General features: G+C 58.4%; 23 protein-coding genes. 13 read left to right on the top strand and 10 right to left on the bottom strand.

What is annotated here, in order from left to right; all coding sequences use genetic code 11:
• Positions 1–80 precede the first annotated feature (80 nt).
• The 7 genes from QWI75_RS17400 to QWI75_RS17370 all read right to left on the bottom strand — a co-directional run bounded on the left by QWI75_RS17400 (position 81) and on the right by QWI75_RS17370 (position 7314).
• Complete coding sequence (locus QWI75_RS17400; RefSeq protein WP_289270136.1) at positions 81–719, bottom strand: MarC family protein; 639 nt, start codon at positions 717–719, stop codon at positions 81–83.
• 55 nt (positions 720–774) lie between these two features.
• The gene (locus QWI75_RS17395; protein WP_289270134.1) at positions 775–1761 is read right to left on the bottom strand and encodes a DnaJ C-terminal domain-containing protein; all 987 of its coding nucleotides are present in this window, start codon (positions 1759–1761) and stop codon (positions 775–777) included.
• A 135-nt stretch (positions 1762–1896) separates the two neighbouring features.
• Complete coding sequence (locus tag QWI75_RS17390; protein WP_289270132.1) at positions 1897–2985, bottom strand: ABC transporter ATP-binding protein; 1089 nt, start codon at positions 2983–2985, stop codon at positions 1897–1899.
• A gap of 14 nt (positions 2986–2999) precedes the next feature.
• Positions 3000–3815, bottom strand: a complete 816-nt coding sequence (locus tag QWI75_RS17385; protein ID WP_289270130.1) for a carbohydrate ABC transporter permease — start codon at positions 3813–3815, stop codon at positions 3000–3002.
• Complete coding sequence (locus tag QWI75_RS17380) at positions 3812–4759, bottom strand: carbohydrate ABC transporter permease (RefSeq protein ID WP_289270129.1); 948 nt, start codon at positions 4757–4759, stop codon at positions 3812–3814. The genes QWI75_RS17385 and QWI75_RS17380 overlap by 4 nt, the downstream gene beginning before the upstream one ends.
• Positions 4756–6126, bottom strand: a complete 1371-nt coding sequence (locus QWI75_RS17375; protein ID WP_289270127.1) for an ABC transporter substrate-binding protein — start codon at positions 6124–6126, stop codon at positions 4756–4758. Before QWI75_RS17375 ends, QWI75_RS17380 begins: the two co-directional genes overlap by 4 nt.
• 249 nt (positions 6127–6375) lie before the next feature.
• Positions 6376–7314, bottom strand: coding sequence for a phosphoadenosine phosphosulfate reductase domain-containing protein (locus tag QWI75_RS17370; RefSeq protein ID WP_289270125.1), 939 nt, complete (start codon positions 7312–7314; stop codon positions 6376–6378).
• 132 nt (positions 7315–7446) lie between these two features.
• Here QWI75_RS17370 and QWI75_RS17365 point away from each other — a divergent pair, with 132 nt between their 5' ends.
• From QWI75_RS17365 to QWI75_RS17350, 4 genes are all read left to right on the top strand, one after another.
• On the top strand, positions 7447–7569 hold the full coding sequence (locus QWI75_RS17365) for a hypothetical protein (RefSeq protein WP_289270123.1): 123 nt from the start codon (positions 7447–7449) through the stop codon (positions 7567–7569).
• 58 nt (positions 7570–7627) lie between these two features.
• The gene (locus QWI75_RS17360) at positions 7628–7870 is read left to right on the top strand and encodes a hypothetical protein (RefSeq protein WP_289270121.1); all 243 of its coding nucleotides are present in this window, start codon (positions 7628–7630) and stop codon (positions 7868–7870) included.
• A 232-nt stretch (positions 7871–8102) separates the two neighbouring features.
• Positions 8103–12284, top strand: coding sequence for an RHS repeat-associated core domain-containing protein (locus QWI75_RS17355; protein ID WP_289270119.1), 4182 nt, complete (start codon positions 8103–8105; stop codon positions 12282–12284).
• A gap of 278 nt (positions 12285–12562) precedes the next feature.
• Positions 12563–13324, top strand: coding sequence for a hypothetical protein (locus QWI75_RS17350; protein ID WP_289270117.1), 762 nt, complete (start codon positions 12563–12565; stop codon positions 13322–13324).
• Here the strand turns inward: QWI75_RS17350 and istB are convergent.
• Positions 13278–14060, bottom strand: a complete 783-nt coding sequence (gene istB, locus QWI75_RS17345; RefSeq protein ID WP_289266911.1) for an IS21-like element helper ATPase IstB — start codon at positions 14058–14060, stop codon at positions 13278–13280. The two genes, QWI75_RS17350 and istB, sit on opposite strands and share 47 nt — an antisense overlap.
• Positions 14057–15394: an IS21 family transposase gene (istA, locus tag QWI75_RS17340; RefSeq protein WP_289266912.1), complete on the bottom strand. Its 1338-nt coding sequence runs from the start codon at positions 15392–15394 to the stop codon at positions 14057–14059. The genes istB and istA overlap by 4 nt, the downstream gene beginning before the upstream one ends.
• A 75-nt stretch (positions 15395–15469) precedes the next feature.
• Here istA and QWI75_RS17335 point away from each other — a divergent pair, with 75 nt between their 5' ends.
• The 7 genes from QWI75_RS17335 (at position 15470) to QWI75_RS17305 (ending at position 24307) form a co-directional block, all read left to right on the top strand.
• The gene (locus QWI75_RS17335) at positions 15470–17002 is read left to right on the top strand and encodes an RHS repeat domain-containing protein (protein ID WP_289270116.1); all 1533 of its coding nucleotides are present in this window, start codon (positions 15470–15472) and stop codon (positions 17000–17002) included.
• Between the two features lie 223 nt (positions 17003–17225).
• The gene (locus QWI75_RS17330) at positions 17226–18878 is read left to right on the top strand and encodes an RHS repeat-associated core domain-containing protein (RefSeq protein WP_289270114.1); all 1653 of its coding nucleotides are present in this window, start codon (positions 17226–17228) and stop codon (positions 18876–18878) included.
• On the top strand, positions 18875–19201 hold the full coding sequence (locus tag QWI75_RS17325) for a hypothetical protein (protein ID WP_289267250.1): 327 nt from the start codon (positions 18875–18877) through the stop codon (positions 19199–19201). The genes QWI75_RS17330 and QWI75_RS17325 overlap by 4 nt, the downstream gene beginning before the upstream one ends.
• Before the next feature lie 48 nt (positions 19202–19249).
• Positions 19250–20740, top strand: coding sequence for an RHS repeat-associated core domain-containing protein (locus tag QWI75_RS17320; RefSeq protein WP_289270112.1), 1491 nt, complete (start codon positions 19250–19252; stop codon positions 20738–20740).
• Between the two features lie 484 nt (positions 20741–21224).
• Positions 21225–21638: a hypothetical protein gene (locus tag QWI75_RS17315; RefSeq protein WP_289270110.1), complete on the top strand. Its 414-nt coding sequence runs from the start codon at positions 21225–21227 to the stop codon at positions 21636–21638.
• Positions 21639–21667: 29 nt separating this feature from the next.
• Positions 21668–24058 carry an RHS repeat-associated core domain-containing protein gene (locus QWI75_RS17310; protein ID WP_289270108.1) on the top strand — a complete coding sequence of 797 codons (2391 nt, stop codon included), beginning with the start codon at positions 21668–21670 and terminating at the stop codon, positions 24056–24058.
• A 9-nt stretch (positions 24059–24067) separates the two neighbouring features.
• Complete coding sequence (locus tag QWI75_RS17305; RefSeq protein ID WP_289270106.1) at positions 24068–24307, top strand: hypothetical protein; 240 nt, start codon at positions 24068–24070, stop codon at positions 24305–24307.
• Between the two features lie 142 nt (positions 24308–24449).
• Here QWI75_RS17305 and QWI75_RS17300 read toward each other — a convergent pair whose 3' ends face one another.
• A complete protein-coding gene (locus QWI75_RS17300; protein ID WP_289270104.1) occupies positions 24450–24602 on the bottom strand; it encodes a hypothetical protein in 153 nt (50 codons plus the stop codon).
• Here QWI75_RS17300 and QWI75_RS17295 point away from each other — a divergent pair.
• Positions 24601–24957 (top strand): hypothetical protein, encoded by a 357-nt coding sequence (locus QWI75_RS17295; RefSeq protein ID WP_289270102.1) that lies wholly within the window; start codon positions 24601–24603, stop codon positions 24955–24957. The genes QWI75_RS17300 and QWI75_RS17295 overlap by 2 nt on opposite strands.
• 170 nt (positions 24958–25127) lie before the next feature.
• Complete coding sequence (locus tag QWI75_RS17290; protein ID WP_289270100.1) at positions 25128–26069, top strand: IPT/TIG domain-containing protein; 942 nt, start codon at positions 25128–25130, stop codon at positions 26067–26069.
• The last annotated feature ends 23 nt before the right edge of the window (positions 26070–26092 follow it).

Below are 26092 nucleotides of genomic sequence, written 5' to 3'. Positions count from 1 at the left end.
TCCTCTGTGGTGAAGATCGATTATTCATCTTACCATGGGCTCCGGTCTTGTGAAGAAACCTGGGTCGGAAAAATCGGCGGTCACGATCGGCCGGCCAGCAATCCGATGTCGCGAAGCGCGTTGATGATGAACTGCACCGCGAGCGCGGCCAGCAACAGGCCCATCAGACGCGTGATGATTTTTTCCGCAATCGGGCTGAGCCAGCGCGTGCCCCGGCCGGCCAGCGCCAGAATCAGATAACTGGCCAGACCCACCGCGCCAATGCAGGCGAGCAACACGGCCCGCTGGAGCCAGGACTGAGCCTGGGAGCCGAGCAGGATCGCGCTGGAAATGGCGGCGGGCCCGGCCATCATCGGAATCGCCAATGGCGTGATGGCGACGTCATGCTTATCCACGCCGGCGGCAGTCTCTTCGGCCGTTTCCTGCACGGGAGACCGTTGCGCGCGCAGCATGTCCAGAGAGACGAGGAGCAACAGCAGGCCGCCCGCGACCTGGAGCGCCGGGAGGCTGACGCCGAGAGTGCGGAACAGCGGCTGGCCGATAAACGCAAAGAGGCCCAACAAACCGGCCGTCACCAGACAGGCCATACGCGCGGTCCGCACCCGATCGGGAATGCTGTGGCTGGCCGTCATCGCGATGAAGGCCGGCACCGCAGCGACGGGATCGACGATGACGAACAGTGTGCCGAAACAGAACAGGGCATATTCCGTCAGGTCCATCGGGGCGCCTGCGGGTGAGAGGAAGTCCGGAGAGAGGGCGCGGACGATTCGACCGTCATGCGTGGCGGCGCGTGAGGCGGATCAACTCCGCTCTGGGGTCAGGATGGGAGATGCGGTTGAGCTGTTCGTACAGTTTCCGTTCGTCATCCGACGGTGATGACGGCACGACGATCTGCAACGTGTAAAAGAGGTCGCCGTGCCCGCCGGAGGCGGTGGGCAGGCCTTTGCCTTTGAGCCGGAGCTTGCTGTCGGCCCTGCTGCCGGCCGGCACCCGGACCTTGACCGGATCGGCCAAAGTCGGCGCCGTGACCTCGGCTCCGAGCACGGCTTCCCAGGGCCAGACGGGCAAAGTCACGTGGATGTCGCTGCCCTGCCGGCGAAACACCGGATCGTCCTGAATATGGACATGCAGGTACAGATCGCCGCGCTTCCCGCCGTTGAAACCGGGCTGGCCCTTCCCCGGCACCCGGACCCGCGTGCCGTCTTGTACGCCGGCCGGAATTCGGACATCGATCGTCTTCGCCTCCAGCCGTCCGTTGACACCCTGCTCCATCATCTGGACGCGCTTGGTCGTGCCGTTGAGGACCTCCTGCAGCGTGAGCTGGACGACGGTTTCGGTATCCTGCCCAGGCGCCGAGCCGCGCGGGCCGCCTTGGCGACTCGTCCGCCCGCCTCGACCGAAGAACGACTCGAACAGATCGCTGAAGTCGCCGCCGCCGAATTGGTATTCGAAACCTTCGTCCTGGCGTGTGCCGCCGAAGCCGGATTCGCGGGCCTGTTGCCGGGCCTTCTCATAGGCCTCAGCCTCCTGCCACCGATGGCCGTACTGATCGTACTTCTTGCGCTTGTCCGGGTCGCTCAACACTTCATGCGCTTCGTTCAGCTCCTTGAACTTGCGCTCCATGTCGGTTTTCTTCGTGCCCGTGTGCAGATCGGGATGGTACTGCCGGGCCAGGCGGCGGTAGGCCTTCTTGATCTCGTCGGCGCTCGCGCCGCGCGGGACGCCCAGGATGTCGTAGAAATCTCGTTGGGTCGTGGCCATTAGCGGTTTCCGAGCTCGGATAATCCCCTCGCCGGGGGACGCAATCCGATCTCAATGTACGAACTCTGTTCGCGCTTTGCAAGCAAGGCGGGGAGGGGAGGCACAAGCCGTCCGTCCTTGCCGGATCAGCGGGAATTAGGCCCAATCGGCCCGGCGGTCGTCGATAAAGAGGTGGAGTTTGTCATGGGGCAGATAGAGCGGAATCGTCGTGCCTTCGACTAGGGAGCTGCCCGGGTGCGCGCGCATGATCAGCCGGTGGGGACCGATCGATAGGTGCAGAATGAAATCGGAGCCCAAGTTCTCCACCACCTCAACACGGACTTCGATCTCGGTGACCGGCTCGCCGCTCTTCTCGAGCCGCAGGTCCTCGGGGCGAATGCCCAAGGCCACGTGAGAAATCGGCTCGATCGGCGTCGGCCCTTTCACCGGTGGAATGGCAATCGCGATGGTGCCGGTCTGAAGGGTCCAGTGCGAGCCTTGATGCTGGAGCGAGCCCTCCAACAGGTTCATCGGCGGCGTGCCGATGAACCCCGCGACAAAGGGATCGGCCGGTGTGTCATAGATGCGGCCGGGCGGATCGACCTGCCGGATGCGGCCCCCTTCCATCACGACGATGGTATCGCCCAGGGTCATGGCTTCGACCTGGTCATGCGTGACGTAGATCATCGTGGCGCCCAACCGTTGGTGCAACCGCTTGAGCTCGATCCGCATCGAACTGCGGAGTTTGGCGTCGAGATTGGACAACGGCTCGTCGAAAAGAAAGAGCTTCGGCTGGCGGACGATCGCCCGGCCCATCGCCACCCGTTGCCGCTGGCCTCCTGACAGATCTTTGGGCTTGCGGTCCAGCAGGGAGTGGATTTCTAAGAGCTGCGCGACTTCCTCGATGCGGGGATCGATCACACGGCGCGGCTCGCCGCGCATCTTGAGCCCGAAGGCCAGGTTCTCGCGCACCGTCAGGTGGGGATAGAGGGCATAGTGCTGAAAGACCATCGCGATGTCCCGGTCCTTGGGCGAAAGGCCGTCAACCAAACGATCGCCGATGAAGACCTGCCCCTCGGTCTGGGGCTCCAATCCCGCGATGATCCGGAGCACGGTGGACTTCCCGCAGCCCGACGGCCCCAACAGGATCGTGAAGCTGCCGTCCGGCACGTGCAGCGAGATGTCCTGCAGGATCGTCTGCTCGCCGAATTGTTTCGTCAGGTTGCGCAACTCCAGATCAGCCATGGCAAGACCGTCCCTTAGCCTTTCACGGCTCCCGCGGAGAGTCCGCTGATGATCCAGCGCTGGAACAGGATCACGAGCAGAACCAGCGGCAACGTCGCCAGCACCGATGCGGCGGCGAGTTCCCCCCAGGGCATCGTAAACTCGCCTTGGAACAGGGCGATCCCGACCGGCAGCGTTTGCTGTTCCGGCTGCGTCAGGATGAGCAGGGCGAAGAAGAACTCGTTCCAGGCATAGACGAAAATCAGGATGGCGGCGGTGAAGATGCCCGGCGCCGCGAGCGGCAGCATGATGCGCAGCAAGGCGCCCCAGACCCCGCAGCCGTCCACCCGCGCGGCCTCTTCCAGCTCCGTCGGCAGCTCCTTAAAGAAACTGGCCAGAATCCAGATAGCCAGCGGCAGCGTGAGCGTGACGTAGGGCAAGACGAGGCCCCAATGGGTATTCAGGCCGCCGATCCGTTCCAGGACCTGCCACACGGGACCCGCGATGGCGATTTGCGGAAACATCGAGATGCAGAGCAGCCCGCCCATGATCCAGGACCGGCCCGGCAGCTTGAGGCGCGCCAGCGCATAGGCGGCTGGGATGCCGACGGCCAGCGCCACAAGGGTCGTGGAGCCCGCGACGACGACGCTGTTCAGCATGTAATCCGTGAGGCGATGGTCGATCAGAGCCGAGCGGTAAAAATGCCATCCGCCGCTCGGCCACCACGTCGGCGGGACCGCCTCGATGTCATGTTGGGATTTCAGCGACGTCAGCAGGAACCAGACGAACGGGAACAGGCTCCCCGCCACGATGCCGACGATACCGATCGCGAGGAGAATCCGTTTCGTCATCGGGCCTCCCGTTCCAACAGCCGCGAGCCGACCGCGCGGATGTAGATCAGCGAGAGCGACAGAATCGTCAGAAACACCAGGACGGAAATGGCGGCGCCATAGCCCATCCGGCCCTCCGTGAACAGGGTCTTGTACCCGTAGAATTGCAGCACCTGTGTGGCGTCGCCGGGGCCTCCTTGGGTCATCACGAAGACCAGATCGAAGACGCGGAAGGCATCCATCGTCCGAAACAGCAGAGCCAATAAGATGGCGGGCCGCAACAGCGGCAGGGTGATGTGCCAGAACCGTTGCCAGAGGGTCGCCCCGTCGATCTTCGCGGCCTCGTACAGCTCGTCCGGGATGACCTGGAGGCCGGCCAGCAGCAGAAGCCCGGCGAATGACGAAGTCTTCCAGACGTCGGCCAGGACGATGATCACGAACGCGAAACCTGGGTAGGCGAGCCAGGGTACGTAATGGGCGACCTCGTCGCCGAATAGGAGCAGATTGGCGAAGCCGTATTGGTCGTTGAAGATGTAGCGCCACATTTGGGAGGCCACGACCGTGGGAATGGCCCAGGGAATCAGCGCGGCCGCCCGCACCCAGGCCCGGCCCCAGAACCGCTCGTGAATCACCAGGGCGATGACGAGACCGAGCGCGACCTCCAAGGCCGTCGAGAGCAGCACGAATCCCAATGTGACGCCGAGGGCCTGGCGGACAACCGGGTCCTGGACGAGCAGGCGAAAGTTGTCAAGCCCCACCCACTGTTGGCCTAGAGACGGCACGGCCAGAAACACCCGCTGGAGGCTCAGCAAGAATGATTCGATCACCGGATAGAGCGCGAACACCAGGGTGAAGGCCAAGGCCGGCGCGATCATCCACCAGGCCTGGAGTTGATCGCGCCATCGCGCACGAGCCCGAGGGCCGGTGATCTGATCGGTGGCCGAGTCGATAGCCGGCAGGCTCACGTCGTGCTCCTTGTGAGTTCGAGTAGTCGGGTGATCTGTTCGTCGGCCATGGCGGCCTCGGCGGCTAGGTCGATGGCCGGGTAGGCGAGGGCCCGGCTGAAGAACCGCTGCAGGATGTGGGACAGGGCTGGATAGACGGGCGTCCTGGGCCGCGGCGTCGCGGACTGTAGGACGGTCAATTGGTTGCGCCAATGGGGATGGGCGTCGAGCAGGGTCGGATCGTCGTAGAGCGCTCGCCGCGAGGGCGCAATGCCGGCCGCGAGCGCGAAATGTTTCTGGATGGCCTCGCTCGACAAGAACGAGATGAACGCCCAGGCTTCCCGTTGATGCGCCGACAGCGCGCTGATCCCGAACAGCCATCCGCCGAGCGTGGCGATGCCGCGGTGGTTGGCGGTGCTGGGAAGGGGCGCCACGCCCACGAGCCCGGCAATTTTGGATCGCTCCCGGCTGTTCACCACTTCCCAAGCGTAGGGCCAGTTGCGGTGAAAGACCATCTGGCCCTGGACGAAGGCCGCCAGCGATTCCGGCTCTTGATAGGTGAGCAGGGCGCGCGGCGCCACGCGGCCCATGAGTTGGTCTCGGGCGAAGCGTAAGGCGGCGAGCGTCTCGGGAGCGGCCAACGTCGAGCTCCCGTCCCGTTCGCGGAGCAGCGACCCGCCGTGGCTCCCGACCAGTTCCAGCATGTTGCAGACGAGACCTTCGTACTGTTTGAACTGCGCCGAATAGCCGCGCAGGGTCGGCTGGACCGCCGCTTCTCCCCGCACGATGGCCTCCGCCTGCTCGACCAACTCGGTCCAGGTGCGTGGAGGTTCGTAACCGTACTTGTTCAATAGGTCGGCGCGATAGTAGAGCATGCCCGCGTCGATCCGGCTCGGGACCCCATAGACGTGATCCTGATAAAGCCCGGTCACGATCGTGGCCGGCAGAAAATCAGCTTGTTCCGATTCGGGAAAGAGATCATCCAAGGGCAAGACCCACCCCGCCGCGGCAAATTCCGGCACCCAGATCACATCCATGAAAAAGAGATCGACGGTGCGATCGCGGTTCTTCAGTTTCTGGGTGAGCAGGTCGTGATAGGCGGTGGAGGAATGGGGCGCGATCTCGCGGACGATCGAAATGCCGGGATGTGCTTCTTGGAACCGCGCGATCGCCTCGTCCCAAGCCCGAGGGTGGTCCGGTTTCCAGGAGACAAACCGCAGGGTGATCCGGGAATCCGGTTGCGGCGCGCCCAAGCCGAAGTCCGTAGCCGAGAGCCAGGCGGCAAAGGCCACAGCGCACAGGGCGACCGGGAACAAAGGCGGTCGCCGGCGCAGTGCATTGATCGCCGACCAGCCGGCGATCAAGGATCGTCGCGCCACAGGAGCCATATCATGTCCTGTAACACTGTCAGCCGGCTTATGCCAGCCCGCCCCCGGATTATTCGCCAAGGCTTTATTGGGGCAGTCATTGCAATCCTGGAGGGCACCCATTGCTCTGCAAATGGCAATGGGTCCACGATCCCCGGTGGTGTAATGGCGTCAACCGTCAATCGCGCGTGAATCGCGGAACTGCCTCCTCCTGCCGACTTGTCTCGTTTGACGTTTGGCGAATGACGGCTGACGGCCTTCCGGTTGATGTCAGCGAGGCGCGGCGGCCTTGGCGCGGGCCATCATCTTGCAGTAGGAACAGGTTTCGGCCGTGGTAGGTTGGCCGCAGGTCGGGCAGGGATGCAGGGTGGCCTGATCTTTCTCTGTCATGAACAGGCCGCTCGGCTGGAGCTTGGCTTGCCGTTCGAGGAATTTCCAATAGAAGGATTGCTTGGTGCCTGGGGATTCGGTCTCCAACCGGTTGAGGACCTCTTTATAAAGGAGCATCTTGGAGCCCTTGGCCATCGGACATTCTTCCACCACGTAGTCAATCCCGTTGAGCAGGGCATAGGCAGCCACCTCGCGCTCGGTCAACCGGTACAGCGGCTTCACCTTCTTGGCAAACCCTTCGACCGACGCGGGAAGCGTCGGGCCTTGTTTGTCCAGATACTCCTCCTGCCAGTGCAAGACGTTGCCGAGCAGCCGGGCGGCTTCGTCGTCGAGGTTATGGCCGGTCGCCATGACATCGTAGTCGTGCTCCACCGCGGCCCGGTTGAATTGATAACGTTTGATCGTCCCGCAGGTCGAGCAGGTCGGACGGTTGATCAACTGGGACAACTCGCGGATTCCGGCACCTTCTTCTTCCTGGGTTTGGTGGATGAGGAGCTTGGCGCCCAGAGAGGCCGCATGTGTCTGATGGTAGCCCTCGACCTTTTCCCGCGAGCGGGTCGAATAGCCAGGAATGCCGAGATCGACATAGAGCGCGTCCGCCCGGTAGCCCATCGCAAGGAGCATGTGCCAGAGGGCCAGACTGTCCTTGCCCCCCGACACCGCCACGAGGATACGGTCGTCTGGGCCGAACATCCGCTCGTGTTTGATCGCGCGGGCCACCTGCTCATGGGCATAACCGATAAAGCAGGGCTTGCAGAAGGCGGCATTATGCCGCGGCAGTCCGATGACGGCTTTGGTCTTGCACTTCGCGCATTTCATAGGTGACCGGAAATCATACGGTCATCCGGCGAACGAAAGCAAATGCCGCCAAGCCTCAATGACATGATTGGGCGAGATGCTGCGCGATGCATGCTTCTTTTCTGAAAGTTTGCGTCTTCCTTCTTGCTGCCGATGGAAGCACTGGTCCTCCAGACCACGCAATATGTCCGGGTCGTGGCCAAAGCCAAACGGATCGCCTGTCTGGCGGCCAAGAAGAGCGACCTCGCGGCGAAGGTCGCGGCGGCTCCGCGGTGACCGCCAATCCTACCTCGACCGCGATTCGCATAGTCCGTTCGGCTGGGCCGCGCTCGGCGTGTCCGCCGGTCTCGTCATCGCCCAGGTCTATTACAGTCCTTCGCAGTCGATGAACTCCCATAGCACGGGCGTGGGTGTCCGGCAGACCCTGCAATTGGCCGACACGGTGGAGTCCCAGCCGGCCTCGCCGCCCGAGATGCCGACGCAAGTCAAACAAAAACCGGTTCCGGCCGGCGACAGTATCGTGACCGATAATGTCCCGCCGTTCTCTGGGACCCAGCAACAGACGACGACACCTTGATCCCAAGAGAATGGGGACGGATCCGCCCCCTGAGACCGTGAGCCCTGTCTCTCCCCGCGATAGGTCACACTGGCCTGTCTCCATGATAAGGTACAAAATACCTAGCTATAGGTCCTATATGATGGTATGGTGTCACGATTCATGCGACACACTTGCGCGTGGGAAATCCTCTGCTACAGTTGTCCTATTCCAGTCCGCTTCACGACGTGATCTGAGTTCATTGAAGGACATCATGACCACACTTCAGAATGCTGTTTCGGATTCCCCGCATGCCTCGCGATGCCGGGTCTTTTTGCTATTGGTCTCCGTGGTCCTTGCAGGGATCACCAGTCTCGTGCCCCAGACCTGGGCCGAGACGGTCGGGACCCCAGGTCGGCCGGTGAGTGGGCGGGTCTTGTCGGTCCGGGATGGCAAGCCCCTGGCCGGTGTGTTGGTGAGTTTGGCAGGCCAATCTTCACGGACCGATGCCAGCGGACGCTTTACCTTCGCGCAGCCGCCCAGCGGGTATCAGCTCATTCAGATCGACCATGCGTCGCTCGATGGCTTCCGACGGCCGCTCAAGGACGGCTCGCCCGGCGGCCTCATGCACGCGGATCCCGTCTTGGTGAACGTCTCCAGCGAAACGGCCATCGAACTTCCTGATCCGATCTGGGTCGTGCAAACCCAGCCGGCGACGTCTCCCATTACTCCCGGCCAGCAGACGGATGTGCGGCCCACCCATCTCCCCGGCTTCACGGTCGCCATTCCGAGCGGCACGACGATCATGGGAGCAGATGGACGACCCCACACACGCATCAGCGTCACGGCCGTGCCACCGGATCGGGTCCCCCGCTTGCCCGAGTCGGCCGCGCCGCGGACGGTCTATCTCATCAGTTTCGACAAGCACGGCGGCGGCGTCTCCAACAAACCGGTGCCGGTCATCATGCCGAACGACCTGAATGCCGATCCGGGCAGCCCGATTGCCTTTTGGTATTACGACAAGGTGCCGACGCCGGATCCGACCTCGCACCAGTGGAAACTCGCTGGCTATGGCAAAGTGAGCCAAGATGGGCGGTCGCTCGTCCCGGATCCCAACGTCGGCATGCCGCGCTTCTGCTATGCCTATGCGACCGATGTGAATGCCGTGAATACGCAGACCTGTCCACCCGATGCCGACTGCAAGAAGGCTGACCCGGTGGATGTCACGTCGGGCGTCTTCTCGATGGAGAAAACGGACCTGGTGCTCCCAGGGGTCCTGCCGGTCCACATTACGCGGACCTACCGCAGCAAGTCGGAAGGCATCGGGCCATTCGGCCAAGGCGGCAGCTTCACCTATCACCTGCACCTGTCCGTCGTGGGCACGGCGCTCCGCCTGCAACTGGCGGATCAAAGCCGGTATTTGTTTTCCCAGGACCCCGACGGCAAGTATCGCAATACGAGCTATCCGTTCTTAAAAGGGGCCGCGATTACGCGGCTGGGGACGACCGATGAACTCCGGTGGCGCGATGGCATGGTGTATGTCTTTAACTCGGCGGGCTGGCTCATCGAACAGCGCGATCGGTACAACAATAAGATACAAATCCTTCGCGATGCGTCCAACCTCATTACGGAAATTAAGAACCCGGCCGGCCAAGCCTTGACCTTCACCTACACCACGGTGCGGCGTGGGCATAACTATTTTCCCGTGATTGCGTCGATCACCGACCCGGTGGGCCGCACGGTCCGGTATGCCTACCACGAGTTCCACAATGGCCGCTTGGCGTCCGTGATGGACCCGGCCGGCGGGGTGACCCGCTACACCTACGGCGAGCAGGCACAGACCTATTACTGGAACGAGGGGATGCTCTCGATCACCGATGCGCGGGGGATCACCTATCTCCAGAATCAGTACGATGCCAACGGCCGCGTGGCGAAGCAGATCCTGGCCGATGGGGGCGCCTATACCTTCGCCTATACCTTGGCCGGCCAGACGGTGACCCAGACCACCGTGACGGACCCGCGCGGCAACGCCACGATCTATCGGATGAACGGCTCCCAATACGTGACTGAAGTCGAGCGGCCGGGATCAAACGTGACCACCTATGAGCGGGAAACGGGGACGAACAAGCTCACCGCCGTGGTGGATCCGCTCTCCCGGCGGACCGAGTTTACGTACGACAGCATGGGGAACGTGTTGACCATTCAAGATCCCGAGAACAACACCACGACGTTCACGTATGAAGCGACCTATAACCGCCTCGCGACGATCACGGATGCCCTCTCGCCGGCCAATGTGACGACGTTTAGCTATAACGATACGGCTAGGACGACCACGATCACGGATCCGGAGAATAAGCAGACGGTCATCCAATACAACACGGCCGGCCAGCCGACCAGCATCACCGATCCGCTGACGCACGTGACGAGCTTCGGCTATGACGCGGTGGGCAACCTCGCGACGACCACCGATGCGCTGGGGAATGTCACGACGCGGTACTATGACACGGTGTCGCGGCTGACCCATCTCGTCGATCCCCGCGGAGCCCTCACCCGCTTCAGCTACGACGACGTGAACCGGGTGACGGCCATTCAGGATGCGATGGGTGGTCTCACGCGGTTCACCTACGATTACAACGGCAATCTCCTCACGGTCACCGATGCGAAGAATCAGACGACGACCTACACCTATGACGAGATGGACCGCTTGAAGACCCGGACCGATGCGCTGAGCCGGACGGAAAGTTATGTCTATGACAAGAACGGCAATCTGACCACGTTCACGGATCGCAAGAGTCAGCAAGCGACGTTCACCTACGATGCCTTGAACCGCCGGACGGGGGCCACCTATCCGGATAGTTCCGTGGCCTTTGGCTACGATGCGATCGGACGGCTCACCAGTGTCAGCGATTCCGTCGGCGGCAATATCACCTGGACGTATGACACGGTGAGCAACGGGCATCATCCCCGGGTGCAAGAAGCCACGACGCCCGGCACGGTGACGGTGGAATACGACGAGATCGGGCGACGGGTGAAGCTCAGCGCCACGGGCCAAACGGATGTCACGTACACCTATGATAAGAACTCCCGGCTCAAGACCGTGACCCAAGGCACGCAGACCGTGACCTTGGCCTATGACGATGCGGGACGCCGAACCGGCCTGACCTATCCGAATGGGGTGGTGACCAGCTACGCGTATGACAACGCCAATCGGCTGCTCAGCATTAACCACATCAAAACGCCGACCACCATTGAAGCCTTGACCTATCAAAACGATGCCGCCGGGAACCGAATCAAGCTCACTCGCGCGAATGCGGCAGCGTCACTCATCCCCCAAGCAGTGACGAATACCGCCTTCGATGCGGCCAACGAACAGACCCGCTTTAACAGCGCCTCGACGAACCTTGTCTATGACAACAACGGGAACCTCACCTCCTTCACGGATGCCTCCGGCACGACGACCTACACCTGGAATGCGCGGAACCAGTTGACGGCCATCAGTGGACCAAGTCTTTCCGTCAGTTTCGTGTACGACGGACTTGGACGCAGGACCAGCAAGACCATCAACAGCAGCACAACGGGCTTTTGGTATGACGGAGCTGACGTGCTGGCCGAGCTTTCTGGCAGTACTCCAACCGCAACGTACATCAGAAGCTTGAGCATCGATGAGCCGTTTATTCGGAAGCAGTCCGGGGGGGATGAGTTCTATCAGACGGATGCGCTAGGCACCACGCTAGCGTTGACCGATGGCAGCGGGGCCTCGAACACATCGTATACCTACGAACCATTTGGAAAGACCACCAAGACGGGTGCCTCGACCAATAGCTTTCAATTCACCGGTAGAGACAACGACGCGACCGGTCTCTACTACTACCGGGCGCGGTTCTATTCAACAAGCCTGAATCGCTTTATAGGCGAAGATCCCCTAGAGCTCGCAGGTGGAGACACAAATTTCTATGCTTATGTCTTTGATAGCCCGATCAACTATGTGGATCCGTCTGGACTGTACAGCATGGATGAGTTCGTGGGTGATCTACCAACACTACCTCAAGGTTTAGTGGACTCCGTGGTTGGGTTTGGTGATGCCTTCCTACTACCGGAATTAGTTAGAGACTATCAGGGCCTCCAAGGTTTTGTGAATACGTGTTCAACTGAGTACAAGGCCGGAAAGATCATTGGATTCATTGAAGGCAGCGTGCCGTTCGCACTCCGAGGTGCTGCTGCGGTAGCCACTACTCAGACTCGCATTGGGCATTGGTTGAACCACGGACGGTATTGGCGGATCGGTCCTGGCAGAATGCCCGGTTACAAAGGTGCGCGTCTCGGTCCAGGACCGCAGGTGCCTCGGGTAGTATTTGGACCAGAGAATCCAGGTATTAGAAACCCCTTTCATTATGACTTGCGATCGAGGATTCCCTATGCGCCCCCTCTCGGCGGTACTAAGTGCGGCTGCCAGTGAACGTTTAGCTGAGTTGTCAGACAAATCATTCGATGAGTTGTCTGAACTTCCCGATTATTCCTGGCAGGAGGTTCTCCGTGAAGGATATACGCTAATGATTTCAATCTGGCACGATATCTTGGAGTCCGGTGAACACAGAATAGTCGTTCAAGCCGGAAAGCCCGGAATGCTTGCGTCGTGGCGGTTTCATGCCGAGGGTTTTGCGATCGATAACCGGAATGAACGCCGCGATCTCACTAATGAAGAACTATCATCTTTTAGATAGCCGAGCCCAACTAATGTGTGAGAGTAAAGAATACGTGTTACGGGAGGCCAACCGGTCCAGTAGCATCATCCGTCCGCTCTCCTACGCGACGAGCTTCGGCTATGACGCCCTGGGCAACCTTTCCACGACGACTAATGCCGTTGGCAATGTCACGACCCGGTACTATGACACGGTGTCGCGGCTCACCCACCTCGTCGATCCCCGCGGAGCCCTCACCCGCTTCAGCTACGATGACGTGAACCGGGTCACTACCATTCAGGATGCGATGGGTGGTCTCACGCGGTTCACCTACGATTACAACGGCAATCTCCTCACGGTCACCGATGCGAAGAATCAGACGACGACCTACACCTATGACGAGATGGACCGCTTGAAGACCCGGACCGATGCGCTGAGCCGGACGGAAAGTTATGTCTATGACAAGAACGGCAATCTGACCACGTTCACGGATCGCAAGAGTCAGCAAGCGACGTTCACCTACGATGCCTTGAACCGCCGGACGGGGGCCACCTATCCGGATAGTTCCGTGGCCTTTGGCTACGATGCGATCGGACGGCTCACCAGTGTCAGCGATTCCGTCGGCGGCAATATCACCTGGACGTATGACACGGTGAGCAACGGGCATCATCCCCGGGTGCAAGAAGCCACGACGCCCGGCACGGTGACGGTGGATGTCAAGGGTCACCCAAATTTCCCCAGTTATGGTCATCGAAAACTCCCCACCCTGGTTACGTGGTCGTGGCGGCTTCTTCGACGCGCACCAAACCGGCTTTAAGTTTCTCCTTGAGCCGGTACGAATGACCACGGATATTGATGGTGATGGCGTGGTGCAGGACCCGATCCAGGATCGCGGTCGCCAGCACCCGGTCCCCGAAGACCTCCCCCCAGGCCCCGAAACTCTGGTTACTGGTGAGAATCATCGGCCCCTTCTCGTAGCGACGCGAGATGAGTTGGAAAAACAAGTTGGCCCCGGTGCGGTCAATGGGCAGATAGCCGATCTCATCGATGATCAGTAACCGCGGGATCGTGTAGAGCTTCAGCTTGTCCTCCAGCCGATTCTCCGTCAGGGCTCGAGTCAGTGTGGCGATCATGGCGGCGGCCGTCGTGAACAACACCCGATAGCCTCGCTCGATCGCTTTGAGCCCCAGCCCGATGGCCAGGTGGCTTTTGCCGACCCCGGGCGGCCCCAAGATCACGAGATTCTCGCCGTGCTCGATGAAGTGGCAGGTGGCCACTTGCTGGATCTGCTTCTTATCCAGCGACGGCTGGTAGGCGAAGTCGAAGACCTCCAGACTCTTCACAAACGGAAACCGCGCGAGACTGGTGCGCATCGTAATGTTCTTCTCCGCTTTGGCGGTCACTTCTTCACTGAGGACCTGATCGAGGAAGTCCGCATACGACAGGTCCTTGGCCGCCGCCTCCTGTAAGAGGGCGTCGAGCCGCTCGCGGCTCTTCAGGAGCCGCAGCCGCGTCAGCTGTTCACGGAGCCGTTCCAGTTGCGCCGGGTTCATGGCTGCACCTCGTGCGCCGCCGCGCTCCCGCACACCGCCTCGTAGCACGCCAGATCCCGCACTTCGACCTCCGGGACCGCACCGGGGTGAGTGGCCAGTTCGCTCAGGGTTGACCGGCGCTGGCGCGCAATGCGGGCACTGGCGCCGGGGCCGTGCTCCGGCAGAATGCGGAATTGGTGGCGGCCGGGTAACACGGGATGGGTGGCCACCTCGCGGTCGCGATGGAAGATATGGATGGTGTCGCCCCGCCGTTGCGCCTCAACCCGTTGCCCAATCAGGCGGAAGGGCACGGAATACCGATTCGTGTCGAAGCTGACCAGATAGTCTTCAGCCACGATCCGCGAGACCCGCGCCTCCTGCTGGAAGCCGCGCTGGCCCGCCAGTGGCACGAGGTGCTCGCGTTCTCGCTCAAACCGCGCGATCGGTCGCTCATGAGTCGTGCCGTGCAGGCGCTGGTCGGCGATCGTCACGTTCCATTCGTCGAGCTGGGCCTGGAAGTCCACCACGTCGACAAACGTCCGCCCGGGCAGAAAGTTCCGCTTCACATACTTCACGCCCGATTCCACTTTGCCTTTGGTCTGCGCCCGGTAGGGCCGACACACGCGGGGCTCAAAGCCCCAATAGTCGGCAAAGGCTTTGAACGTGGGATTCCAGAGGCGTCGGCCGGTCTCATCCGCATAGCACACGGTGCGCGGACGATCATAGAGATGCTCGCGGGTGTGCCCGCCGAAATGGGCAAAGGCCCGTTCATGGGCCTCCAGAAATTGCGCCAGGCGCTCATCGGCACACGCGTGATAGAAGCCGCGGCGACTGAACCCTAAGGTGAGCACGAACACGTGCACCACGACGGGACCGGTGCGGAAGGGCACGGTGGCCTGGCCCCAATCAATCTGACTTTGCTGCCCCGGCGGGGTCTCAAAGCGGAGGAGGGCCCGCTCCGCTTGCAGCTGGACCTCGCGCAGCGGCGCCACACACCGCTTCACCGTCTCATAACTGCCGGTGTAGCTCCGGCTCGCCCGCAGTTCCTGGTAGAGAATCCGCGCCGAGTACCCCACCTGCGGGGCGCGGGTCCGCACAAAGTCGGCATGGGCGGTGAGCAGCGTCTCCGCCACCGCTGCCCGGCGATAGGGGTGCCACGTCGTCTGCCGCAGACTGCGCCGGACCGTCTTGCGATCCAGATCCAACCGCCGCCCAATCGCTGAAATGGACACCCGCTCCTCGTGAAACAACCGTCGAATCTCCGCCCATCGCTCCTGATCCACCATGCATGCCTCCCCAGATTGGTCCCCCTGGGCACGCATGATCGCCGACGCTCCCGTCTCGTCAAGTCCCATCTCCCTCCTCCTTCAGTTAGGAGGGTGGGGAAAATTCAATGACCACACCTGGGGATTATTGGATGACCGCTGACAGTGGAATACGACGAGATCGGGCGACGGGTGAAGCTCAGCGCCACGGGCCAAACGGATGTCACGTACACCTATGATAAGAACTCCCGGCTCAAGACCGTGACCCAAGGCACGCAGACCGTGACCTTGGCCTATGACGATGCGGGACGCCGAACCGGCCTGACCTATCCGAATGGGGTGGTGACCAGCTACGCGTATGACAACGCCAATCGGCTGCTCAGCATTAACCACATCAAAACGCCGACCACCATTGAAGCCTTGACCTATCAAAACGATGCCGCCGGGAACCGAATCAAGCTCACTCGCGCGAATGCGGCAGCGTCACTCATCCCCCAAGCAGTGACGAATACCGCCTTCGATGCGGCCAACGAACAGACCCGCTTTAACAGCGCCTCGACGAACCTTGTCTATGACAACAACGGGAACCTCACCTCCTTCACGGATGCCTCCGGCACGACGACCTACACCTGGAATGCGCGGAACCAGCTCACCGCGATCAGCGGGCCCAGTCTCTCCGCCAGCTTCGTGTATGACGGATTGGGACGCAGAACCAGCAAGACAATCAATAGTGCGACGACTGGATTCTGGTACGACGGAGCCGACGTGTTAGCAGAGCTCGCTGGTACCACGCCATCCGCCACTTACATCAGAAGCTTGAGCATCGATGAGCCATTCATTCGAAAGCAATCCGGAGGAGATGAGTTCTATCAGTTAGATGCGCTGGGCAGCACGTTAGCGTTAACGGACGGCTCCGGAACTTCGAACACGACGTACACCCAAGAGCCGTTTGGCAAGACGACCAAGACTGGCACGTCAACCAACGCTTTTCAGTTTACCGGCAGGGAGAATGATGGGACGGGTCTGTATTACTACCGAGCACGGTATTATTTGGCAAATCAGAACCGATTTCTTGCTGAAGACCCTTATGGTCTGGCGGGAGGGCTCAACCTTTATACCTACGCAGCGAACAGTCCTACGAGATACACCGATCCAACAGGAAACTGTCCTTGGTGCTTGGTTGGTGCTGGAATGGGTGCCGCGCTTAACATCTCGAGTCAACTTTTAATGAATGGCGGGAATTGGGCTACCATCGATATAGAGCAAGTGGGCTTCGCGGCCGCTTCTGGATTTTTGGGCGGTGGCTTAGGAACCATCACCCAGGGTCTTTCGGTTGGTGCCAACATCGTCGCCAATACGCTCGGAAGTGGAGTCATCGGCGCTGGCATGACCGCTACTCAAAATCTTCTACGTTCATGCAGAGCACAGCAGGCAAGTGTCCTTAATAGTGCACTCATGAGTGCTGCCTTCGGAGGAGCCGGGGCCACAGCTGGAAACTTAATCCAAGGAGGATATAACACGCTGAGGAATACACTCGCCGCATCAGCTTTGAATAATGCTTCCCAAGCGACGAGATTGCTTACGTCCTACCTAACTTCTACAGCCTTTTTCGCGCCTCCCAATTTGGCAAGCTTGCCAACCGTAGGCACGCTTTCGGGGAACTTGATATCAAATTTTATCTCTAATCTTAATCAATGAAAGTCAAGGAGAAAATGCGTCGCTTGTTAGTCGATATCATTATCAGCGCGTTCTTTGGTGGCATATTCGGTGGCATCATCGGAGTGCTGTCGTACGCGCTGTCATTTCTAATGCCTTGGTTAACCGACAGACAGAAGGCTGCCATAATTCCTGTGTCAATAGTAATCGGTTTCTGCCTCGGGATTTGCATGGTCTTTGTTCATGGCAAGGGAGATCGCACACGATGATAAACGGAATTCGTACATCCAGTGAATTGACCGGCGGAAAAATGGAGTTCCGAGTGGCTTCCGTCGGCGGTAATATTACCTGGACGTATGACACCGTGAGCAGCGGCCATCACCCACGCGTGCAAGAAACCACCACGCCCGGCACGGTGACGGTGGAATACGATGAAATCGGGCGGCGGGTGAAATTGAGCGCGACTGGGCAGACGGATGTGACGTACACCTATGACAAGAACTCCCGGCTCAAGACCGTGGCGCAAGGAGCACAGACCGTCACACTCGCGTATGACGATGCGGGACGCCGAACCGGTCTGACCTATCCGAATGGGGTGGTGACCAGCTACGGGTATGACAACGCCAATCGACTGCTCAGCATTAACCACGTCAAGACACCGACGACCATCGAAGCGCTGACGTACCAGAACGATGCGGCCGGGAACCGTATCAAACTCACCCGCGCCAATGCCGCGGCCTCGCTGATTCCGCAGGCGGTCAGCAACACGGCGTTCGACGCCGCCAACGAACAGACGCGCTTCAACAGTGCCTCCACAAACCTGGTCTACGATAGCAATGGCAATCTGACCTCCTTCACCGATACCTCCGGGACCACGACGTACACGTGGAATGCACGGAACCAGCTCACCGCGATCAGTGGTCCGAGTCTGTCAGCAAGCTTCGTCTATGACGGGTTGGGACGCAGGACCAGCAAGACGATCAACAGCACGACGACAGGGTTTTGGTATGACGGAGCTGATGTGCTTGCGGAACTCTCCGGTGGCACACCGACGGCAACCTACATCAGAAGCTTAAGCATCGACGAGCCGTTTATTCGGAGACAAACGGGCGGGGATGAGTTCTATCAGACCGATGGACTCGGAACAGCGTTGGCATTGACTGATGGCGCGGGGGCGTCTAGCACGACGTATACACAAGAACCGTTCGGGAACACTACCAGAACGGGTGCCTCAACCAACAGCTTTCAGTTTACCGGCAGGGAAAATGATGGCACGGGCCTCCAATATCACAGGGCGCGCTACTACCATCCGAAGTTGCAGCGGTTCATGAGTGAAGATCCTATTGATTTCTTTAGCGGTGATCTAAACCTCTACGGTTATGTAAAAAACAATCCCACTAATCTTACCGATTCCACCGGTGCCATCGTGGATACACTAGCAGATTTGGGATTCATTGGTTACGACATCTATAGGCTAGCTATCGATGGCAGAAAGCATCTCGGATCGAACCTAGCGGCGTTGGGACTCGATATCGGCGGGGCATTTACCCCATTTGTTACCGGATTGGGTGTTACGAGTCGAGTGGCGAAGAAGTTCCCAGATCTCCCTGCATCGATACCAGTAGGGCGGAGTGGTAACCCGATCAATGTTGTTGGGCCAGGTGGAAAGCCCCTTAACGTTCCTGCAGCCATTGGCGGGCGCACTTACTCTGGCCATGCCCTGGATCAAATGCAGGGCCGTGGGATACCACCGTCGGTTGTTGATAATGCAATCCACACTGGTACTACCTCGCCTGGGAAATATCCTGGGACAAATACTCACTATGACTCCGTAAACAACATCACGGCGGTAACCAATTCCAAAACAGGGAACGTAGTCACTGTACATCCGGGGCCACCGTCAGGAGGTTCACCGTGAATGAGCATGACAAGGAATATGACCTACGCCAGTTCAAGCGGATGCTCCAAGCAATTAACGGTTACAAAGAGGTTATGCAAAACAACAACCTTGAAGACCTTCGGAAAGTCATTGCAGATCTTGATGCTTTACGATCGAGTCTGGCTGTGAAATCAGAGTGGTTCGTAAAGCAGTTTGATCCTAGATGGGCAACCCTTGAAGAGGTGTACGCCATGCTACTGGACCATGACGAGACCCATCTAGACGAGATTGGAAGGAATCTCGTTGGTGAGGCAATAAACAACATCGAATCCCTCATTCAATCTGAAATCAGTAAGGGATGAAGAAATAGATTGATGTAATCCGAACGAACGCTCGGCACAAGGATCGATATGAGTAAGAACTCCCGGCTCAAGACCGTGACCCAAGGCACGCAGACCGTGACCTTGACCTATGACGATGCGGGACGCCGAACCGGTCTGACCTATCCGAATGGGGTGGTGACCAGCTACGGGTATGACAACGCCAATCGACTGCTCAGCATTAACCACGTCAAGACACCGACGACCATCGAAGCGCTGACGTACCAGAACGATGCGGCGGGGAATCGCATCAAGCTCACGCGCGCGAATGCGGCAGCGTCACTCATCCCCCAAGCAGTGACGAATACCGCCTTCGATGCGGCCAACGAACAGACGCGCTTTAACAGCGCCTCGACAAACCTCGTCTACGACAATAACGGCAATCTGACGTCGTTCACGGATGCCTCCGGCACGACGACCTACACCTGGAATGCGCGGAACCAGTTGACGGCCATCAGTGGACCAAGTCTTTCCGCCAGTTTCGTGTACGACGGACTTGGACGCAGGACCAGCAAGACCATCAACAGCAGCACAACGGGCTTTTGGTATGACGGAGGTGACGTCCTAGCCGAGTTGAGTGGAAGTACTCCAACCGCCACGTATATCAGAAGTCTTTCCATCGACGAACCATTTATTCGAAAACAATCCAGCGGGGATGAGTATTATCAGACCGATGCGTTGGGAAGTACGCTAGCTTTGACTGATGGTAGCGGGACATCCGGCACGACCTACACGCAAGAACCGTTTGGTAAGACCACCAGGAATGGCGCGTCAACAAATTCGTTTCAGTATACGGGGCGAGAGGAAGATGGCACTGGGACTCTGTACTACAGGGCTCGATATTATCAACCGCAATTGCAGCGCTTTATCCAGGAGGATCAAGTAGGTTTTTCGGGTGGAGACCCTAATCTATATGCGTATGTCCAAAATAATCCGATCAACGCGACTGATCCGAGCGGTAACTTCACGGTCGCATGTGTAGTTGGGTCCACTCTATTCGGAGCAGGCCTCGACCTTGGATTGCAAATTTATGACAACGTTCTTAGTGGAAGAAAGGTTCTATACGGTGCCGCCAGCGCTGCACTCCGAGGAGGTGGCAAAGGAGCTGCCGCCGGACTTTTATGCGGCCTCGGGCCGGCAATAAACTCTCTCCGCGGAATAGGCGCCATATCAGAGGCCAGTAGGGCCTTGGTCCCTCTTGCAGATGCCACACAAGCAACCGGGGCAGTCAGAAGTGTAGCTGGCTATGAGATTTGGGGTAACGCCGGACTGGTTGGGAATACCTACAATATAAATGTAATAGGATTATGGGCAACCGAAGGAGCGCAAGGCCTGCGGGCACTATCTGCTGCGCTCAGAGCAGAAGCGGCCGCAACAGGCGCTTCACAGATAAGTATCACTGGGAGTGCAATAGTGAACCAAAGTCTTGCGAATTTGAGCGGGGCCGCAGCGCGGCGCCTTGGCTTCGAATTAACTCACATCAATGCTGACATAATTCTCTTAAGAGCCTTCTTGCCGTGAGGTCAGTTATGACAAAAGAATCCAGATCCAAATCACTAAAATCCATATTTGAACGGAAAGGCGGAATCGGTAGATACACACTGATTTTTAGTCAAATGCAAGGCATGCAACAGCAAGTGATCTTACAGAAGGTTAGTCTAACTCATCAGGAAGTGCCAGTGATTGGCAGTTTTCGCAGTGCGAATGACTGGCTACTGATCACAACAGATAGGGTCATTTGGTGCGAGCGTGAGGACCTTAAGTCAATTCCATCTTCAGCTATCCTGAGTGTCTCGCCATCCCAATTTGGAGAGGTAAATAAACAAAAGATGTGTCGTCTGCTCATTCGCACGTTGGATTTCGGTGACGTGACATTGGACATTGAGGAAGGACCTCCGTTCTTTGGCATTTGGAATGTTCTAAAGAATTTCGCTACCAGGAATAAGAGGAAAGATGAAAGTGGTCGAATCTCATCTTAGCGTTAGAGGTTTCGATGGAGAGATTCGTGAACATCCCACGAACGTTTGCACAGACCCACGCCCTGGCGTGTCTGCTCACCGTCAGGATGTTGGCCTATGATGCTGACCCAGAGAGCTGCGTCGGAGTCAATAAGGAGCAAGCTATCAAGATCGCAAACAAAGAGGTCGACAAGTTGGGATTAGACCCACAGGACCTTGATATGGAAGTGGATAAGGGCAACGTGCGGTGGGATGAGTTCATGTCAATTCTAAGGGACAGTGGAGTAGCTGAATCGCGCGAGCAATACAAGCAGCACCAAGCCAAACTGCAAGGCCGAACCTTTTGGACTATTTTTTATCTCCCTAAGCGTATTGAAGGTCGAAGACCAAAAGGGGGAGGCGCGACTGTTCTCATTGATGCGAGAGACGGAGAAGTACTTATTGTTATACGTGGTGAATAGCAAATCATATGAACTCGAAGAATATGAATATGATTAAACTCTGGTGGCTGCCAGTCTTTGCTATGGCTTGGATTATCTTACCCACAGACTCGTCTTATTGCAGCGAGGCCCACTACGCCTACGACGACCTCGGCCAGCTCACCGCCGTGGTGGATCCGCTCTCCCGTCGGACGGAGTTTACGTACGACGGCATGGGGAACGTGTCGACCATTAAAGATCCTGAGAACAACACCACGACGTTCACCTATGAAGCGACCTATAACCGCCTCGCCACGATCACGGATGCCCTCTCGCCGGCCAATGTGACGACGTTTAGCTATAACGATACGGCTAGGACGACCACGATCACGGATCCGGAGAATAAGCAGACGGTCATCCAATACAACACGGCCGGCCAGCCGACCAGCATCACCGATCCGCTGACGCACGTGACGAGCTTCGGCTATGACGCGGTGGGCAACCTCGCGACGACCACCGATGCGCTGGGGAATGTCACGACGCGGTACTATGACACGGTGTCGCGGCTGCCCCATCTCGTCGATCCCCGGGGAGCCCTCACCCGCTTCAGCTACGATGACGTGAACCGGGTTACCGCCATTCAAGATGCGATGGGTGGTCTCACGCGGTTCACCTACGACTACAATGGCAATCTGCTCACTGTGACGGATGCGAAGAATCAGACGACGGCCTATACCTATGACGAGATGGACCGCTTGAAGACCCGGACCGATGCGCTGAGCCGGACGGAAAGTTATGTCTATGACAAGAACGGCAATCTGACCACGTTCACGGATCGCAAGAGTCAGCAAGCGACGTTCACCTACGATGCCTTGAACCGCCGGACGGGGGCCACCTATCCGGATAGTTCCGTGGCCTTTGGCTACGATGCGATCGGACGGCTCACCAGTGTCAGCGATTCCGTCGGCGGCAATATCACCTGGACGTATGACACGGTGAGCAACGGGCATCATCCCCGGGTGCAAGAAGCCACGACGCCCGGCACGGTGACGGTGGAATACGATGAAATCGGCCGACGGCTCAAATTGAGCGCCACCGGTCAGACGGATGTCACGTACACGTACGATAAGAATTCACGGCTCAAGACCGTCACCCAAGGTTCCCAGACCGTCACCTTGGCCTACGACGATGCCGGTAGAAGAACGTCACTCACCTATCCGAACGGCGTGGTGACGAGCTACGGCTACGACAACGCCAATCGGCTACTCAGCATTGATCACATCAAGACGCCGACCACGATTGAAGCATTGACTTATCAAAACGATGCGGCGGGCAATCGGATCAAGCTGACCCGGGCCAACGCGGCGGCCTCACTCATCCCAATAGCTGTGTCTTCCAACAGCTACGATGTTGCGAACCAGCAAACGCAGTTTAATGGCGTGACACAGACCTTCGATGCCAATGGAAATCTTACCAACGATGGGACGAAAACCTATACCTGGGATGCCCGCAATCGACTCACGGCGATCAGCGGGCCCAGTCTCTCCGCGAGCTTCGTGTATGACGGATTGGGACGCAGAACCAGCAAGACAATCAATAGTGCGACGACTGGATTCTGGTACGACGGAGCCGACGTGTTAGCAGAGCTCGCTGGTACCACGCCATCCGCCACTTACATCAGAAGCTTGAGCATCGATGAGCCGTTTATCCGGAAGCAATCTGGTGGGGATGAGTTCTATCAAACGGATGTATTGGGCAGCACGCTGGCCCTCACCGACGGAACGGGGACGGCGCAGACCACATACACCTATGAGCCGTTCGGCAAGACCACCAAGACCGGTGCATCGACCAACAGCTTTCAGTACACGGGGCGGGAGGATGATGGGACTGGGCTCTCCTACTATCGGTCGCGGTATTACCATCCTGGATTTCAGAGGTTCATGGGTGAGGATCCGATTGGTTTTCGTGGAGGTGATCCCAACTTCTATACGTACGTTTCGAATAATCCTATGAATCGCATTGATCCGAGAGGTGAAGCAATTCAACTGTTGACCCCGGACACATATGTTGATCTCTCATTTATTGCGTACGATTTATTCCAGTTGGCAATCGATGGGCGAAAAAACCGCGAAGAGAACATTTTCGCCCTCGGTGCAGATGTCGCTGGAGCTTTGACGCCAGGTGTGACAGGGCTTGGCTTAGGCGTTAGAGCGGCTAAATCTGCAGATAGAATCAACGATGCGGTAAAGAGGGCTGAAGATTTCTTGGGTAAGAATCCACGGGTCATCACGAACCAGCACGGAGACAAAATATTCTTATCAGAGGATGGCACTAAACGAATGCAATTCCACATTAATAAGACGCATCCACATGAGAGTCCTCATGTACATATGGATGAAAAGATCAATGGTGACTGGGTTAAATCAGGGCCTATCTACCCTGGCGGTGTACCACGTCGATAGAGAGGGCTTATGAGACTACTTGACCAGAGAGGAGACCGTAAGCTCGACAGCGTGACGATTTATCTCACAGCTGATGAGGCAAGAGAGCTGAGAAATGATTTGGATCGGCTTCTTGCAAATCCGCAGGAACATCATGCTCATGTTATGAGTGAAGATTATAGGAAGGAGATTACTGTCAGCATTTATGACGAGGCCAATCTCGAGGGTTTCGATGCGCGTTCAAAGAAGCTTATACGTGAAGACATATAGGTTCTCCCATCTGTGCACCCACGTAAAGTGGTGAGGCAACGATGCTGCAGCAGATAAAAGGAACCTCAAGGAGAGCAAGGCGTACAAACAATGGCTAAAGTTTGCTACGGAGGCAGGGAAGATTGGCGGGATTGCACTTGGCCTACTGTTCGAGCTCGTTGATCCTGCTGAAGCAGGTGATCTTGACCTCGATACGATCGACCTGAGCCGAAGAAAGAATGAGTTGCCCGACGGATTGCGTTTCCTCGTGCCCCAATGAGACTCGAAGGATCAGCACCACGGAGCAGACTGACATGACTAGTGAGAAAATTCGATTTGTCAGCAAATATCCTGTCAAGCGGTATCGGTGTGGTCTGCGAGCTGGCGATTCGGTCAAATTAAGGAAAAATATCGAGGTTACAGATCAGTCAGGTCAGCCAACAGGTATCATCTGTCGCAAGGGAGAGACTTGGGCTGTGCTGCAGGGTACAAAAGGCATAGTCTGGCTGCGCCAACAAGACGGTCAGATGCATACCTGGGACGATGACCAGTCCATCTATGAGACGTTTGAAAAGGTGGAGAGAACAACGGCCAGAGCGATTCGCGGAAAAAGCAACGAGTCGATCGCTTCACGAAAAGAGAAGAGACATGGCAAGAAGGATGGGCGTTAGTTTTGGACTGGATTGCGGCGAGACCGTAGGGGCGAAGAGGTCAACACAATAATTCTAAACCAAATTCTGGCCACCCAGGAAGACAGTAGGGAAGAAGCATTGAGCACTTCGAAGCTACGGTCTTTCACAAATAATTTCGAGAACACACGGCTTTAGCACAAGGCAAGCTGATGAAGCGAATCATTCGAGGAATGGGGAGCATTTTGATATTTGCGGTTCTCACGAACATTTTTTCAGTTGTCCGGGCGGGTGAGGCCCAATATGCCTACGACGACCTCGGCAGGCTCACCACTGTCGTCGACGAAGCGGGCAACACTGCCATCTACAACTATGACGCCGTCGGCAACCTGCTCGGCAGCGATCGCTTTACGCCGGGTGCAAGTGGAATCGGCATCTATACCTTGCTGCCAGGGAAAGGCGCGGTCGGTGCGCAAGTCAAGATTCAGGGCTATGGCTTTGATCCGACGCCGAGCAACAACATGGTGATCTTCAACGGCACGAACGCGACGGTCGTATCCTCGACAGCCTACGCCATTATCGTGACAGTCCCGGCCAGTGCCACAACGGGGACCGTCAGCGTCACGAATACGAACGGGAGCGCGAATAGCCCGCAGGCGTTCACCGTCCTTGGGGCGCCGACCATCACGAGTGTCACGCCGAGCAGCGTCGCACAAGGAACCCAACGCACGCTGACCATCGCCGGGACGCAGCTCTCGAACGCGACGGCAGTGACGTTTACGCAAGCGGGCCTCTCGGCCACGATTCTGACGGGGGTCACGGCCACATCCTTGCCGGTGAAGCTGGTGGTCGCCTCGACCGTGCCGCCGGGGACCTACGCCTTTACGGTCACCACGCCGGAGGGCACCGCCAACAGCGGCTCCGTGACGATCAGCATCGCGGCGCCGGCACCATCCTTCGCCCTCACCCGGAGCCATGTGAGCGTGGCGATGCCCTTTCCGTCGGTCTCCGCCACCGCCGCGCCCTCCGGGCGCGCGATGACGGTCGCGCCCCCGACCAGTGACTGGATGGTCTATCCCGATGTGCCGAGTACCAGTGCGCCCACCGGGCGCAGTATGACCGTTGGGCCGCCCGTCAGTGCAGCGATGCCCTAACGATGTGAACACAGAGGAGTTGT

Source organism: Nitrospira tepida (assembly GCF_947241125.1).
GTDB classification, from domain to species: domain Bacteria; phylum Nitrospirota; class Nitrospiria; order Nitrospirales; family Nitrospiraceae; genus Nitrospira_G; species Nitrospira_G tepida.
The sequence above is the reverse complement of the archived record's forward strand: the minus strand, read 5'-3'. Positions and strand labels throughout refer to the sequence as shown.